This is a genomic window from Streptomyces hilarionis (assembly GCF_024539675.1).
GTDB lineage: Bacteria > Actinomycetota > Actinomycetes > Streptomycetales > Streptomycetaceae > Streptomyces > Streptomyces hilarionis.
Map to the genome: position 1 here is coordinate 31,346 of NZ_JAHHIT010000004.1, position 13,328 is coordinate 44,673.

The following is a 13,328-nucleotide window of genomic DNA, read 5'->3' on the forward strand; positions in this document are numbered from 1 at the left end:
CCCGATTATCCGTCGGGCGGCGCGGGAGCGGCGCAGGTCACGACGTTCCTGGGCCCGCCGGTCGGGCGTCCGGGGAGCCGGGACGGGGGTGGCCGAGGAGCGCGGCGACCGCCGCGTCGAGGGAAGTGGGCGGACGGCCGAGGACGTGGCGGAGGTCGTCGGTCTGCCGCTCCAGGGCGCCGGCCCGGACCTGCTCCTCGAGCCAACCCCGGGCTCCGGGCGCGCGGTCGGCCCGGTTCCGCCGCACGACGGGCCGGCCGCAGACGCGGCTGAGCGCCTCGGCGAGCTCGTGGTGGTCCCAGAGGTTCCCGGTGAAGTCGTAGGCGCGGCCCAGGTGGGCGTCCTCGGTGAGGACGCGGGCCGCGGCCTCGGCGAGATCGCCGCGCAGGGCGGTGTTGAGACCGCGTCCCGCGGTGCCGTCCGCCAGTTCGCCCGCGGCGACGGCGTCGCGCAGGCCGGGGTGGACGAAGGCCTCGGTGTAGAAGGGGTGGCGCAGCACGGTGTGCGGCAGCCCGGACGCGGCCAGGGCGCGCTCGGTGGCGTGGTGGGCCGCGGTGAGGCCCTCCGCCCGGGTGTCCGCGCCCAGGAAACTGGTGTACACGAGCGAACCGACCCCGGCGGCGCGGGCCGCGTCGACAGCCGCCCGGTGCTGGGCGGTTCGGCGGGCGGTGTCCAGCTCGGGGGAGGAGATCAGCAGCAGCCGGTCGGCTCCCGCGAACGCGGTGCGCAGCGTCGCCGGATCGTCGTAGTCGCCGTGGCGGACGGTCACGCCGCGAGCGGCCAGATCGACGGCCTTCTCGGGTCGCCGCACGGCGGCCACGACGCGACCGGCGGCCCCGCCCTCCAGCAACCGGTCGACGACCAGCCTGCCGAAGGCTCCTGATGCGGCCGACACCACGATCATCCACGACTCCCTCATTGGTGACGCGGTCGCCGCCGGACGGCGGCCCGGGCCGCTCGGCCCGGACGTCGGGCCCACCTTCGGCGAACGGCGAACGGCACGTCAAAACCTTTTCGGCGCACGGCAGTCCGTCCGGCCGCCGGGCGTGGGGGAGAGCCGCGGTGTTCTTGGACGGGCCCACAACTGCCCACCGGACGAACGCACTTCGGGGTCCCGGTATATCCTGCCGCCTTCACACCACCGGCTCGTGCGGGGAACGACCCAGCCGGCGGAGCAGGGGGAGATCGGTCCCGTCCAGCCCGGCTTCCGTAGACGGGTTCGCTCGGCCGGCCGGCGCAGGGCGGCGACGGCGCGCTCGTCGAGCTGCGCCCCGCTGTAGCCGACGTACGCCACGACAGCGGGCGCGGGCTCCCAGGCCAGCGCGCCGTTGCCGCCGAGGGCGGAGGTGAGGACGGCGGGCCTGCCGCGCACGGTCCCCGCCGCCCGCACGGGAGCGGCGTGCAGTCCGTCCTCCAGGCCGCCGCACCGGGCGACGCCGGTGAACGTGAGGCCTCCTGACAAGGCGCCGGACTCGCCCGTCGCCTTCGAGCTGTAGCGGGCTTCGAGCAGCCGGGCCGGGCGGGCGGGCCCTTGGGAGACGACGGTCAGCCCCGGCGGCGGGTCGACCGCGGGACGTCCCGAGGCGACACGGGTGGCCGCGGCGACCGCGAGCAGGTCGGAGCGCGGCAGGTCCCCCCTTGTGCGTGCGTGCGCGCCGGAGACCGGCCAGGTGATCTCGGGCCCGCGGGCCCGTCCCGCGGCGTCGCCGACCCGGACGCGACGTCCGTCCGGCGGCGCCGGCACCGGGAGGTGACCACCGCGCCGTGCCGTCCCAGCGACCCCTGCGCGCGGTGTACGACCACGGTCCAGGGGCCGGCGTCCGCGCTCCGGTCCCGTCTGACCAGCGTGGCGTCGCGCGGCAGCGGCATTCCCGTGATCACCGGGCCGGGGGTGCGGCCCGCGGTGACGACGGCGTCCGGGCCGGCGGGGAAGGGGCTGCCGGACGGCGACGGCGTCGGTGGGCTCCCGGTGGCGGCGGCCCGGCCGTCCTCGCCGGACCCGCCCACGGTCACGATGCCCGCCACGAGCGCGGCGGACAGCGCCGACGCCGCGGTGACGACGACGAGCCGGCGCGACGGTCTCCAGGGCGGCCGGTCGGGGCCGCCGCCGAGCTACTCCATGGCGGCAGTCCGTCCCACACGGCCGCCCGCCGCGAGCCCCCGGTCGTCGGCCGCCCCCCAGGTCGCAGGCGTCCGCGTCGCGGCCGGACTCCGTTGGACCCGGGGCCGGTTCAGTGGGCGACGGCGGCGGCGGACAGCAGCGTCGCCATGGCGAGGCTGCCCCACAGGGCGGCGGAGCCGTGCGGGGCGAGAGCGGTGATCGCGGCCGGGGAGACGGCGAGGCCGAAGCCGGTGGAGAGCTGGAAGCGCGCCAGGGCGCGGCCCAGGGCGCGGGGCGGGGCGAGAGCGGTGACCAGCGCCGTGGCGCTGCCCGCGTAGAGGATCTCGCCGACGGTGCCACGACCCGCGAGCTCGCGCACACCTGGGAGTTGACGCCCCCGGAGGTCTCACGGCATCTCGCCGTGCTGCGGCGCGCCGAGCTGCTGACGGCCCGACGCGACGGGCGTTACGTCCGCTACGCCCTCGACGTGCCCGCGCTGACGGCCCTGGGCACGGACCTGCTGTCCGCCGTCCTGCGCTGAGCACCGGCCGTGCCAGGGCCGGGGGAGCGGACGCGACGGCCGACCGCCGCGGCACCGCCCGTGCACACGTTCTCGGACCGGCGGGCGGTGAACGGCGGTCACCGGCCGCGCGACCGGTGACCGCCGTGCCCCGGTGGGGTCGTCAGCCCGCCGGCGCGACCGGTGACGGCGTGCCGGCCTCGGCGGCCGGGCCGCCCGGACGACGGCGTTCGTTGCGCCAGGACGCGGCCCAGGCCAGTACCGCGCCGCCGACGGCGTACGCGCCGAGCACCCACAGCGCGGACGTGACGGCGTGGGCGGAGAAGTAGACCGTGTTGCGGACCAGGGTCGTGCCGGCGCCGGGTGGGAGGAGCTGCCCGATCGCGCTCCAGAACGACGGAAGCAGCGGAGCCGGATAGACGCCGCCCGAACTCGGGTTGCCGAGGACCACGAAGAGCAGGATGACCAGGCCGGTGCCCAGGAGGCCCAGCAGGGTCTGGAGGGCGAGCGCGGTCGCCGCCGAGGCGAGGACGACGAGGGCGCCGATGCCGCTCAGGGCCCAGAAGTGACCGCCCAGCGCGTCGAACACCGGCCCCACGACGGCCGCTCCCGCGACCCCCGAGACGACCGCGTACAGCGCGAGGACGGCCAGACGGATCAGCGTGCGCCGGCGGTTGGCGGGACGGGAACCGCCCGCCATGCCCATGATCGTCGCGGTCAGATAGCCGCCGATCACCCAGCCCAGCACGAGATAGAAGGAGGTCATGCCGCGCCCGTCGCCGGCGTTGGGGGGCCGGATGTCGGTGACGGTGATCCGGCGCTTCTGCGCCGTCTCGATCTTCTGCGCGATCTGTGTGGCGGTCTGCGACACCGACGGCCCGCCCGCCGAGGCGACCAGGAGGGTGTCCTCGGCGCCGTTCGCGTCGAAGAGGAAGGCGGCGTCCGCCTTCCTGGTGAGGACCCACTGCCGGGCCGCCGCCGCGTCCGGCGCCGCCGTCGCCTCGACCGGGGCGCCGGCGAGGGCGTCGAGCTGGGCGACGATCTTCGCGGACGCCTGCTGCGGGGCGACCACGGCGACCGGTATTCGGTGCGGGGTGGGGGAGTGGAAGGCCCCGACGTAGGACACGACGAAGGCGAGCTGGACGAGCAGGCCGCCGAGCACGAGCCCGAAGGCCCGCAACGTGACCGCGTCCTTGAACTCGGCTGCGAAACCGGGCGACTTGGCGCCGCCCTCGACTGAAGACTCGCCCGAAGACGGGCTGGAGGGTGCGTTCACGGGCGAATGATCGCACAGACAGGTGAATCCGACGCTCCGCTTCGCCCGGCCCCGTCGGGGCCGGCCCCCGCCCCGACGGCGCGGTATCCGGTCATCGTCTGTCGCGGCGGCGCATGCGCCACGCCATCACTCCGAAAGCCGCCAGGATGATCAGAACCTCAGCCCAGAGAGGCACGAAGTCCGGTGCCCGTCCGCCCGCCGCCGTCACCGTGATCTCTTCGATGGACATGGGGTCTCTTCCTCCCGTGGTCGCTTCTGGCGGTGGTCTGTTCCTTCGAGCGCCCCTCGGCGTCCCGGCCGTGTGGGCGCGCGTCCGGCGCCGACCGCGCGTGCCTGCGTGCCGGTCTCGCGCCGGGCACCGGGCCGGACATGGCGGCGGCTCCCGCCCTGCGCACAGGGGGGAGCCGTCCAGCCGGCCGTATGTGGTGCGACGTCAGCGCGTCAGGCGTGACGGTGCGAGTGCCGGTTGCCCGTGACGAGGCGGTAGAGGGCGAGCAGGATGAAGGATCCGACGATCGCGGCGACCCAGGTGGAGAGGTCGAAGAACCCGTCGATGGAGTCGACGCCGAAGATCACCTTGCCGAGCCAGCCGCCGAGGAGGCCGCCCGCGATGCCGATGAGCATGGTGATGATGATGCCGCCCGGGTCCTTGCCCGGCATCAGAGCCTTGGCGATGGCGCCGGCGATCAGGCCGATGAGGATCCACGCGATGATGCCCATGATGTGTCTCCGCTTCATCTTGTAAGAACGGTGTTAGCTCACGTGTGCACCGTCCGCGCCCGTACAAACGTCCCTTCTTCTCGAATCCTTCACCGAAGAGCGGAAGATCTTGAGCCGCGCGAGATGAAGCGCCGTCACCGAGGGGCGTCGGCGGGGCCGCGCAGGGCCTGGCGGACGGACCAGGCCACGGCCACCAGCGGCACGGCGACCACGGCGCCGATGACCCCGGCCGCGACCGCTCCGCCGACGACGGCCAGTGCGACCACGACCGGGTGCAGGCGCACGGCCCAGCTCATCACGAGCGGGTGCAGCAGATGGCCCTCGATCTGGCCGATGACCACGATCAGGATCACGACCAGCAGGGCGATGAACACCCCCTTCGCCGCCAGGGCGACCACGGCGGCGACGGCCAGCGCGATCGGCGAGCCGATCAGGGGGACGAAGGCGGCCAGGAACTCCAGCAGCGCCAGCGGCACGGCGAGCGGCACCCCGAGGGCGAACAGCGCGACGCCCACCAGGACCGCGTTGGTCGCCGCGACCAGCAGGATGCCCTGCGTGTACCCGGTGAACGTCCGCCAGGCGGCCCTCCCGGCCACGGTCAACCGCTGCCGCCCCCCGGCGGGGAACTGGTCGCACAGCCACTGCCACTGCCGGTCCCCGGAGTGCGTGAAGAAGACCGAGCAGAACACGGCCAGGGCGAGCACGGTCAGCACCTCCACCAGCCTGCTCGCACCGCTGAGCGCCGTGCTGAAGAGAGCCGAGCGGTGGCTGGACAGCAGGTCGCCGAGCCGGGACTGGAGATCGTCGAACGCGTGCCGGGGGAGCCGGAAGGGCGGCCCTTCGAGTTGACGCTCGATGCGGTCGACGCCCGTCACGAACTCCTTCTGGAGCACGTCGCGCTGGCCGGCCGCGGACTCGCCCACCAGCGTCAGCACGCCGAGGACCAGGACGACGCACCCGATGAGCGCCGTGGCCACGGCGAGCGGACGGGGCATGAACCGGGCGAGCAGGCCGGTCACCGGGCGCAGCACCGCGGTGAAGACCAGCCCCAGGAAGACGGCGACGGCGATCTGGTGGAACTGCCCGAGCACGGAGAAGACGACGCGGACGACGACGCCGACGGCGATGATCCGCCAGGCGTAGGCGGCCGCCGTCCGCAGCGGCCCCGGCACACGAGGATCGCCGCCGCTTCGGCGTCCGGGCGGCGAGGCGGGCGGATCCGGGGGTGTGGACATCTCATGCCCGTACCACCCGCCGGACCGTCGATCGCGGCCCCGGCGCGGAGTTCCCCCGAAGGCCGGTACCGCTCGGGTGAACCGCGGCCGCGCGTCAGCGCGTGAGCAGGTCGAGCAGGTCACTGCCCCGTTGGGTGCGCAGCACCACCACGTGCTGGCCCTGCCGGCGGCGGTGGACGAGCCCGGCGTCCTCGAGCCGGGAGCAGTGGTGGGACAGCGTGGCGGGCGCGTAGCCCAGCGCCGACGAGAGGCCGCCCATGTGCGTGGCCGCGCCGGTCGCCCGCAGGATGGCGGCCCTCGCGTCGCCCAGGATGAGCTGCGCCGGATCTTGGCGACTCGCCCCGGGTTCCGCCCGGCGCCCCGCCCAGAGCGCGTCCAGGCCGGGCAGCGGATAGCCCACCCAGACGTTGTCCGGCGCGTCGAAGGCGAACAGCGAGGCGTCGCTGCCGGAGGCCACGGGCACCAGCAGCAGCCGGCGTCCGAGGAGGTCGAAGTCCTCGGGGTGCTCGTCCGGCAGTCGCAGCACCGAGCCGTCCAGGCGGTAGCGCGGGCTGAGCGTGGACAGCGCCAGTTCGGGACGGCCGTAGGCCAGGGAGCCGCCCACCCGCTCGGCCTCCCGGCCGAGGGTCCGGCCCGCCGCCGTCCACACCGGTCGCACGGTCCTCCATGCGCAGCGCATCACCTGGGCGTACGCGTTCAGCCATCCCTTGGGGCGCTCGATCACATGACGCCACTGCGGGGGGACGTGACCGCCGAAGTCGGCCTCCAGATCCGCCAGCAGCATGTCGCTCGACACGTCCTGCAAGTACTCCAGGTGATGGGCCGCCCCCTCGTGGGACATGGTGCCCGTCGGCGTCAGACAGTCCGGGATCGCCGGGTGCTCGGGCGCGAAGAGCGGGCGGAGCGTCGCCTGGGCGTGCGCAGGAGTGTCGGAGAGAACGGCCCTGCGCGCCGAGTGCGGGACGGCGTGCCGCCGCCGGCCGAACGCGTCCGCGACGAGCGAGAGAAGGCTCGCTCCGGGATGCGGGACGACCTGGACGCGGAGATCGGAAGGGTTTCCCAGCTCAAGCGTGGAAAAGGTGGTCATTTCTGCCCCCGTTCACGCCGCGCATCCCCGTCGCGCGCGGCTGTCACGAGCTTACGCCTTGTCATCCAGCCCTCGACCAAACGCTTTTCGACGATTCTCAAAATGCTTGATCCGGCATCTCGTCGACCCGCAGAGTCGAGACATGCCGGATGCGGAGATAGCAGAATTCATTCGCCGGGCGGGATACGGGGAGTTCCTGCCCGACACCGTCGTGACCTTCCCCGGGCGCAACCAGAACATCGCCGGTACGACCACTGCCGGGGCCGACCTGTTCGCCAAGCGGGTTCGGGGCTCGGACCAGGTCGGAGCCGGTGTGCGGCGGGCCGCGCAGTTCGAGCGACTGGCCTGCGGACAGCCGCTCCGGCACCTGCGCTGGCCGGTCCCGCTGGCCGGCGATCCGCTGCGCGGCATTCATGTCACACGTTGGCTGAAAAACTGTCATACGGCAGCCGACGAGGTCGCCGACGGGACTTTCGCACCCGAGTCGGCCCGGGAACTCGGACGCGCACTCGGTGAACTGCATTCGCTTCGCACGCCGAACCAATTGCTGCCCCGCGAGCCAATGCCGCTGCCGAACCACCGCATCCTGTCCGCCCTCTCCCTGGACCAGTTCGTGGAGAGCAGCGCGGGGTTGATCGCCTTATGGCGCATCGTCCAGCGGGACCCCGCGATCGCGGAGTCCGTGCGGCGCCTGAGGGAGGCCGAGAGTTCCGCGGCGGCCGTTCCCGTCCACGCCGACCTGAGGCTGGACCAGGTCCTGGTCGACGGGGACGAGTTGGTCGTCTGCGACTGGGAGGAGTTCCGCGGCGGCGACGCGGCGCGCGACGTCGGCGCCGTGGTCGGCGAGTTCCTGTTCCGGAGCGTGGTGGGCATCGCCGACGAGGAGTTCCCCTCTGTCGGGGCCGATGCCGGGGCCGCGGCCGATGCAGGTGGCACGTCGAGCGCGGGGCGGGCCCATGAGGAGGTCATGAGCAGAGGCGTCCGCAGACTGGAGGCGGCGCGCCCCGCGCTGACCGCCTTCGCCGAGGGCTACCGGTCCGTGCGCACCGCCCCCGACCGGGGACTCGCCGTCCGTGCCGTCGCCTTCGCCGGATGGCACCTCTTCGACCGCGTCCTGGCCGCGGCCGCCTACCGCTCCGACCTCTCACCGGTGCACCGCGCCGCCGCGGGAGTGGGCCGCACCGCACTGGTCACCCCGGCCGCCTTCGTCGCCGTTCTCGGTCTGGAGGCGGTATGACCCCCGCCCCCGGACTGGCCGAGATCACCGAGGTGACCACCGTCCACGCGGACAGCCTGAGGGCGCGTGTCGCGGGGGCCGAGATCCGCGCCGACACGCTGCGCGCCCTGCGTGAGCGTCTCGCGGACACCCTCTACCGCACCCTGCACCAGGGCGCGGCCGACACCACGGCCCACCCGCGCGACCTGTCCGACGACGCCTTCGCGGCCGGTCTGAGAAGCGCGATCCCGCACTCCGCGTGCCGGGTGCCGGCCCGGTCGGCGGTCGACGCCACCGAGGACGACGACGAGACGACCGTCGTCGTGCAGGGGGTACGGGTCCGCGTCCCCCGAGCGCTGGTGCACCCCGCGCCGCACGGGGACGCGGCAGTCGGCGCCGACGTCACCGTGGAACTTCCGCCGTGGCGGCCCGCGCTCTCCCCGGGCTTCCTGGCCGTCCTCGGCACGCGGCAACCGCCCGGTCAGGCCTCGCCCGTGCTGCGGGTCTACCTGCACATCGCCCGCGCCGAGGCGGCCCGCACCGTCTGGGGCACGGCACTGCGCCTTCTCGAGGACCTCCAGGTCCCCTACCAGGCGAAGGCGCTCGCGCACCCGGCCCGGTATCCGCGCAAGGACGCGATGGTCGTCTACCTGGGCGGTGGCACCGACACGGCCCTGCGCGCCCTGGTCGACATGGCGGCGCGCGCCGACGCGGGCGACCTGGCGGGCCCCGTCTCCCCGTTCGCCCGCGGGATCGCTCCCGGCGTCGCGATCGCCTGGGAGCCCCGCACGGACTCCGGGGCCGTCCGGCGTCCGAGCTTCGGTCAGCACCGCGCCCGCGCCTACGCGGACGGCCTCGTCGACCACTCCCTGCACGGGACACCGCTCGCGCAGTCCGTCTCCCGGGCCCTGCGCGCGGCGGGGGCCGACCCCGACCGTCCGTACCGCAATCCCGACAGCCCGCCTGTCGCCCTATGACTCTCCGCCCCGCCGACGCCGGTCACGGCCGAGGCGGGACGGAGGAACCAGAAAAAGAACAGAGAAATCGAAAACCGTCAACACAGGAGGAACCATGAAGATCGAGAACCCCGCTGAGGCCCTGGTCGGCGGCTACCGCACCTACACCGACGGCGACCAGGTGGCCCAGGTGGCCGGCACGGAGGGCCCGGACGCCACGGCCTCCATCTCGACCGCGACGCCGGTCATCACCACCACCACCCTGATCTTCGACTGCTGATCCCGGTCGAAGGCCGCCCCGGAAGGTCCCTCACCGGGCCTTCCGGGGCCTTACCGAAAGGCCGCGAGGTGGCACCCCCGACAGACGAGCCGGCCGTCGTCTCCTACGGCACGCGCGCATCGACGACCCGCGTCGTTCGCCGCGGCCCGCACCTCTTCCACTGGCACCGGACGCCGGGCGGGACCGCGCTCAAGGCCGTGGGCCCGCCCCCGGGCGCCGTGCTGCGGCTCCTCGAGGGGCAACGCGCCGGGAGCGCCGTCCACTTCGCCGTGCCCCGCTGGGGCGACCACGTCCCACAGCACCCGGCGCCGCATCCCCGGCACGGGCGCGAACTGGTCTACGAACTGCCCGACAGCGTCAGCATCGGATGGCACATGCTCGCCGGAGCGGCCGTACCGCGGCAGTACGTCGACGTCATGCTGCGGGTCGGCGAGGCCACCCGAACGCTCCACGAGACACGGCAGACACGGCAGACGCGGCAGATGCGTCAGACCCAGAACACCCGTCTGCCCCACGTGACTCACCGGGCCCAGCAGAGCGAGGGCAGCCGGACCCCCGGCGCGCGATGCCGGCCCGTCCCCTGGCTCGGCGGACTGCGGGACTGGCTGCTGCGCCGGCCCGACGCGCTGTCCGAACGGCTCGTCCGCCGCCTCGGCGGCGACGGTTGGGGACGGCTCGTCCAGTGGGCCGAGGACGCGGCGGCCGTCCCGGGCGGCGTCGTGCTGGGCACGCTGTCCCCCGGAGTGATCGTGGTGGACGCCCGCGATCGCAGCGCGCACGTCCTGGTCGGCGCGGAGGCCGGGCAGGGAGGGCCCGAGCTCGACGTCGGGGCCCTCGCCGAGGCGCTGTCCACCTCGGTCGACGTCGCCCGGGCCGGCGCCCACCACGGACCCGACGAGCTCGACTACCCCTGCTTGTGGCAGGCCTTCGTCTCGGGCTACGGACCGGGCCGCCCCGGCGGCGTCCTCGTGCGGCGCGCGGCGGTCCTCAGGCGGGTCCACCGGCTGCGCGGCATGAGCGGTCACATCGGCGACAACGCCCCCCTCCGGGACCTGATCGACCGGCTGCCCGAGCTCGTCGAGCGGGAGGGCGGCCCTCTCATCCCCGCACACGGACACGGAGCGACTTCATGGGAACGCTGAACGGACGGACGGCCCTGGTCACCGGAGGCTCGCGCGGCGTCGGACGGGCCGTCGTCCAGCGGCTCGCCGCCGAGGGAGCGGCGGTGGTCTTCGGGTACCACCGGGACACCGCGGCCGCGGACGCCTGTGCGGCGGAGGTCCGCGACGCGGGCGGAACGGCCCACGCCGTACGGGCCGATCTCGCCGACCTCGCGGAGGTCCGGCGCCTCGTCGACACCGCGGACAGCCTGCTGCGGGGACTGGACGTCGTCGTCAACAACGCCGCCGAGCCGGAGCAGTTCGCCATCGCCGACGCCACGCCGGAGCACTACGACAGGCTCATGGCGGTGAACGCCCGGGCTCCGTTCTTCGTCATGCGGCACGCCCTGGGCGTGCTGCGCGACGGCGCTCGCATCGTCAACGTCTCCAGCATCGCCGCCTCCATGGCCGCTCCGGGCGCCGCCGTGTACGCGGGCGGCAAGGCCGCCCTGGAACGGTTCACCACGACCGCCGCCCAGGAGTTCGGTCCGCGGGGCATCACCGTCAACGCCGTCGCCCCCGGCGCCGTGGACACCGACATGCTCCGCGATCTGCACGACGAGCGGTCCCGGCAGGCTCTCGCGGCGGTGACGCCGCTGCGGCGCCTGGGGCGCGGATCCGACGTCGCCGGCGTGGTGGCGTTCCTGGCCGGGCCGGACGCCGCGTTCGTCACCGGGCAGGTCATCCCCGTCAACGGAGGCCTGCGGTAGCCGGACCCGGCGGACTGTCACAACCCCGTGAAGGCCCGGTCACAGGCCTCCGCCGAAGCCCGTCCACCCCGCGTCCGCGCCCGGCCGCCGTGGCACCATGCTCGTTCGAGCACCACGTCCAGGGGGGACACACCATGCGCACGCGCGCCACCATCGTCACCGCGGCCCTGCTCCTCGCCGCGCTCACCGCCTGCTCCTCGTCGTCCGCGCCGGACGACTCCGCGACGGCCGCCAACGACTCGGGCACGCCCGTCGCCGAACCCACCGTCAGCGTGCCCGCCGCGCACGAGGGGGACGACCTCAAGGCGGCTGTCGCCGTCTACACCGCCTCCTACTTCGCCGGGGACGCGGACACCGCGTACAGCATGCTGTCCACGCGCTGCGCCAAGAAGATCGCCAAGAGCTCGTACACCGCCGTCGTCAAGCAGGCGTCGGCCGACTACGGCGAGGACCACGCGGTGGGCGACGTGCAGGCGGAGGTGTCCGGCACGATGGGCCGCGCCACGTACGAGGTGACGGGACTGCCGAAGTTCGACCAGAAGTCGCAGCCGTGGGCGCTGGAGGGCGAGGCCTGGAAGTACGACGCGTGCTGACCCGCTGACACGGGCCCAGGGGACGACCGGCCGGGGCGGGCGTCGCCGCGGACGTCGGACCGGGTCGCGGCGGGCCGTGCGCCGCCGTGACGGCGACGGGTCCGGCTCTCAGCGGCGGCCGGTCTCCGCGGCGAAGGCGTCGAGCAGGGCGAAGGTCCGCTCCGGCTGCTCCAGATGAGGCAGGTGCCCCGCTTCCGGCACGAGGGCGAAGCGGGCGTCGGGGAACGACGCGGCGTACTGCTCGCCGTAGGCCGGGGTCGCGATGCCGTCGCTCTCGCCCCACACGACGAGGGTCGGGACGGTGACGGCCGCGAGACGGGGACGCAGGGCGGGGTCGCTCATGGCGGGACCGCCCGAGAACACGCGCAGTGCCGCCATGTTGGCCCGCATGCCGGCGAGCCGCTCCGCCGGGACGGTCGCCGGGTCGACGTAGAAGCGCTCGGAGTCGTGGTAGGCGTGCTCGGCGACGCCGCGCGCGTCGAGGGAGAAGAAGTCGCGCACCGGTTCGCCCTCGACCTCGATGCCGACCGCGTTCACCAGGACCAGCCCGCTGATCAGGCCCTCCGTGTCCGCCGCGGCCAGCTCGGCCCCGATCCACCCGCCGAGTGAGGAGCCGATCACCAGCACGTCGGACAGCTCGCGTTCGCGCAGCATGCCGAGGTAGGCCGCGGCCAGGCCGCCGACGGTGGCGAGTCCGGCGGGCCGGGCTGTGCCGTTCCAGCCCGGGTGGGTGGGCAGCAGGGTCTGCGCGGCGCCGGCGAAGTGTTCGGCGAGGGGGGCGACGGTGAGGGGACCGCCTCCGCCGTGCAGCACGAGGACGGGGCGGCCGGTCGCGGGGCCGGAAACGCTGAGCGTCAGTTCCGAAGTCATGACCGGACCATAACTAAAGATGTTTAGCTAAGCAAGCTTAGTCACGGTGGTAGTGTGACGGGCATGGCTGTGGAACCGCAGATCCTCGGAAGGGCCGTGAAGGCCGTTCAGTACCGCCAGCACCGGGCGCTGGACAGCCGTCTCGCGTCCGTCGGCAGCACGCTCGCCCAGTGGGACGCCCTCAGGGCGATCGGCCGGACGCCGGGAGCCAGCGCGCGCCTGCTGGCGGCGGCGACGTTCCAGAGCGAGCAGGCGTTCGGCACCCTCGCGGGACGACTGGTGGCGCAGAACCTGGTGGAGCGGCGCCCCGGACGCGGCCGGCGCATCGAGCACCACCTCACCGCCGAGGGCGAGCGGGTGCTGAACGCGGGCCGCGAAGTGGCCGACTCGGTGCTCCGGGAGTGCTTCGAGAACCTGACGGAGCCGGAGCGCGAGACGCTTCTGCGTCTGCTGCTGAAGGCCGGCGAACCGGGGTCGGAGGCCGGGACGGGCTGAGCGCCCGGTGTACCCAGGTTGACGGACCGGGCCGCACGGCACGTCCCCGACCAGCCGAAACGGACACATCAGGTGACGTTGCGGAGATCCGGGGAAGAAGGTGCGGCAA

The 13,328-nt window shown here is 74.1% G+C and carries 15 protein-coding genes and 2 pseudogenes; 8 read left to right on the forward strand and 9 right to left on the reverse strand.

The features are described 5' to 3' along the window. Window positions 1-37: 37 nt before the first annotated feature. The 3 genes and pseudogenes from KMS84_RS01780 to KMS84_RS01790 form a co-directional block, all read right to left on the reverse strand. Window positions 38-904 (reverse strand): NAD(P)H-binding protein, encoded by an 867-nt coding sequence (locus KMS84_RS01780; protein ID WP_256914197.1) that lies wholly within the window; start codon window positions 902-904, stop codon window positions 38-40. A gap of 99 nt (window positions 905-1,003) precedes the next feature. Continuing rightward, the gene (locus KMS84_RS01785; RefSeq protein WP_256914198.1) at window positions 1,004-1,744 is read right to left on the reverse strand and encodes a hypothetical protein; all 741 of its coding nucleotides are present in this window, start codon (window positions 1,742-1,744) and stop codon (window positions 1,004-1,006) included. Window positions 1,745-2,231: 487 nt separating this feature from the next. Continuing rightward, a pseudogene (locus KMS84_RS01790) lies at window positions 2,232-2,456 on the reverse strand (MFS transporter); the annotation flags it as partial. A gap of 3 nt (window positions 2,457-2,459) precedes the next feature. Here KMS84_RS01790 and KMS84_RS01795 point away from each other — a divergent pair. After that, window positions 2,460-2,642: pseudogene (locus KMS84_RS01795) on the forward strand (ArsR/SmtB family transcription factor); the annotation flags it as partial. Window positions 2,643-2,784: 142 nt separating this feature from the next. On the opposite strand, the gene KMS84_RS01800 reads toward KMS84_RS01795, so the two are convergent. The 5 genes from KMS84_RS01800 to KMS84_RS01820 all read right to left on the reverse strand — a co-directional run bounded on the left by KMS84_RS01800 (window position 2,785) and on the right by KMS84_RS01820 (window position 6,939). Next, window positions 2,785-3,897: an ABC-2 transporter permease gene (locus KMS84_RS01800; protein ID WP_256914199.1), complete on the reverse strand. Its 1,113-nt coding sequence runs from the start codon at window positions 3,895-3,897 to the stop codon at window positions 2,785-2,787. A 91-nt stretch (window positions 3,898-3,988) separates the two neighbouring features. Further along, window positions 3,989-4,126: a hypothetical protein gene (locus KMS84_RS01805; protein ID WP_256914200.1), complete on the reverse strand. Its 138-nt coding sequence runs from the start codon at window positions 4,124-4,126 to the stop codon at window positions 3,989-3,991. A 212-nt stretch (window positions 4,127-4,338) separates the two neighbouring features. Beyond that, window positions 4,339-4,617 (reverse strand): GlsB/YeaQ/YmgE family stress response membrane protein, encoded by a 279-nt coding sequence (locus KMS84_RS01810; protein ID WP_256914201.1) that lies wholly within the window; start codon window positions 4,615-4,617, stop codon window positions 4,339-4,341. Window positions 4,618-4,751: 134 nt separating this feature from the next. After that, the gene (locus KMS84_RS01815; RefSeq protein ID WP_256914202.1) at window positions 4,752-5,852 is read right to left on the reverse strand and encodes an AI-2E family transporter; all 1,101 of its coding nucleotides are present in this window, start codon (window positions 5,850-5,852) and stop codon (window positions 4,752-4,754) included. 94 nt (window positions 5,853-5,946) lie between these two features. Then, entirely contained in the window at window positions 5,947-6,939 is a 993-nt protein-coding gene (locus KMS84_RS01820) for an ArsR/SmtB family transcription factor (RefSeq protein WP_256914203.1), read from the reverse strand. 142 nt (window positions 6,940-7,081) lie between these two features. On the opposite strand from KMS84_RS01820, the gene lxmK reads away from it, so the two are divergent. From lxmK to KMS84_RS01850, 6 genes are all read left to right on the forward strand, one after another. After that, on the forward strand, window positions 7,082-8,176 hold the full coding sequence (gene lxmK / locus KMS84_RS01825; RefSeq protein ID WP_256914204.1) for a class V lanthionine synthetase subunit LxmK: 1,095 nt from the start codon (window positions 7,082-7,084) through the stop codon (window positions 8,174-8,176). Further along, window positions 8,173-9,132 (forward strand): T3SS effector HopA1 family protein, encoded by a 960-nt coding sequence (locus KMS84_RS01830; RefSeq protein ID WP_256914205.1) that lies wholly within the window; start codon window positions 8,173-8,175, stop codon window positions 9,130-9,132. The genes lxmK and KMS84_RS01830 overlap by 4 nt, the downstream gene beginning before the upstream one ends. A 94-nt stretch (window positions 9,133-9,226) precedes the next feature. Then, window positions 9,227-9,391 carry a hypothetical protein gene (locus KMS84_RS01835; RefSeq protein ID WP_256914206.1) on the forward strand — a complete coding sequence of 55 codons (165 nt, stop codon included), beginning with the start codon at window positions 9,227-9,229 and terminating at the stop codon, window positions 9,389-9,391. Window positions 9,392-9,459: 68 nt separating this feature from the next. Beyond that, window positions 9,460-10,533: a hypothetical protein gene (locus KMS84_RS01840; RefSeq protein ID WP_256914207.1), complete on the forward strand. Its 1,074-nt coding sequence runs from the start codon at window positions 9,460-9,462 to the stop codon at window positions 10,531-10,533. Continuing rightward, window positions 10,521-11,261 carry an SDR family oxidoreductase gene (locus tag KMS84_RS01845; protein WP_256914208.1) on the forward strand — a complete coding sequence of 247 codons (741 nt, stop codon included), beginning with the start codon at window positions 10,521-10,523 and terminating at the stop codon, window positions 11,259-11,261. Before KMS84_RS01840 ends, KMS84_RS01845 begins: the two co-directional genes overlap by 13 nt. Window positions 11,262-11,395: 134 nt before the next feature. Continuing rightward, a complete protein-coding gene (locus KMS84_RS01850) occupies window positions 11,396-11,854 on the forward strand; it encodes a hypothetical protein (RefSeq protein WP_256914209.1) in 459 nt (152 codons plus the stop codon). Between the two features lie 108 nt (window positions 11,855-11,962). Here KMS84_RS01850 and KMS84_RS01855 read toward each other — a convergent pair whose 3' ends face one another. After that, complete coding sequence (locus tag KMS84_RS01855) at window positions 11,963-12,724, reverse strand: alpha/beta fold hydrolase (RefSeq protein WP_256914210.1); 762 nt, start codon at window positions 12,722-12,724, stop codon at window positions 11,963-11,965. Between the two features lie 63 nt (window positions 12,725-12,787). Here KMS84_RS01855 and KMS84_RS01860 point away from each other — a divergent pair, with 63 nt between their 5' ends. Next, window positions 12,788-13,219 carry a MarR family winged helix-turn-helix transcriptional regulator gene (locus tag KMS84_RS01860; protein ID WP_256914211.1) on the forward strand — a complete coding sequence of 144 codons (432 nt, stop codon included), beginning with the start codon at window positions 12,788-12,790 and terminating at the stop codon, window positions 13,217-13,219. The last annotated feature ends 109 nt before the right edge of the window (window positions 13,220-13,328 follow it).

Bases quoted from the DNA above. Each gene is read 5' to 3' on its own strand.
- KMS84_RS01830 (WP_256914205.1), top strand. From the start codon at position 8,173: ATGACCCCCGCCCCCGGACTGGCCGAGATCACCGAGGTGACCACCGTC.
- KMS84_RS01835 (WP_256914206.1), top strand. From the start codon at position 9,227: ATGAAGATCGAGAACCCCGCTGAGGCCCTGGTCGGCGGCTACCGCACC.
- KMS84_RS01845 (WP_256914208.1), top strand. From the start codon at position 10,521: ATGGGAACGCTGAACGGACGGACGGCCCTGGTCACCGGAGGCTCGCGC.
- KMS84_RS01780 (WP_256914197.1), bottom strand. From the start codon at position 904: ATGATCGTGGTGTCGGCCGCATCAGGAGCCTTCGGCAGGCTGGTCGTC.
- KMS84_RS01815 (WP_256914202.1), bottom strand. From the start codon at position 5,852: ATGTCCACACCCCCGGATCCGCCCGCCTCGCCGCCCGGACGCCGAAGC.
- KMS84_RS01805 (WP_256914200.1), bottom strand. From the start codon at position 4,126: ATGTCCATCGAAGAGATCACGGTGACGGCGGCGGGCGGACGGGCACCG.
- KMS84_RS01855 (WP_256914210.1), bottom strand. From the start codon at position 12,724: ATGACTTCGGAACTGACGCTCAGCGTTTCCGGCCCCGCGACCGGCCGC.
- lxmK (WP_256914204.1), top strand. From the start codon at position 7,082: ATGCCGGATGCGGAGATAGCAGAATTCATTCGCCGGGCGGGATACGGG.
- KMS84_RS01820 (WP_256914203.1), bottom strand. From the start codon at position 6,939: ATGACCACCTTTTCCACGCTTGAGCTGGGAAACCCTTCCGATCTCCGC.
- KMS84_RS01860 (WP_256914211.1), top strand. From the start codon at position 12,788: ATGGCTGTGGAACCGCAGATCCTCGGAAGGGCCGTGAAGGCCGTTCAG.
- KMS84_RS01850 (WP_256914209.1), top strand. From the start codon at position 11,396: ATGCGCACGCGCGCCACCATCGTCACCGCGGCCCTGCTCCTCGCCGCG.
- KMS84_RS01810 (WP_256914201.1), bottom strand. From the start codon at position 4,617: ATGGGCATCATCGCGTGGATCCTCATCGGCCTGATCGCCGGCGCCATC.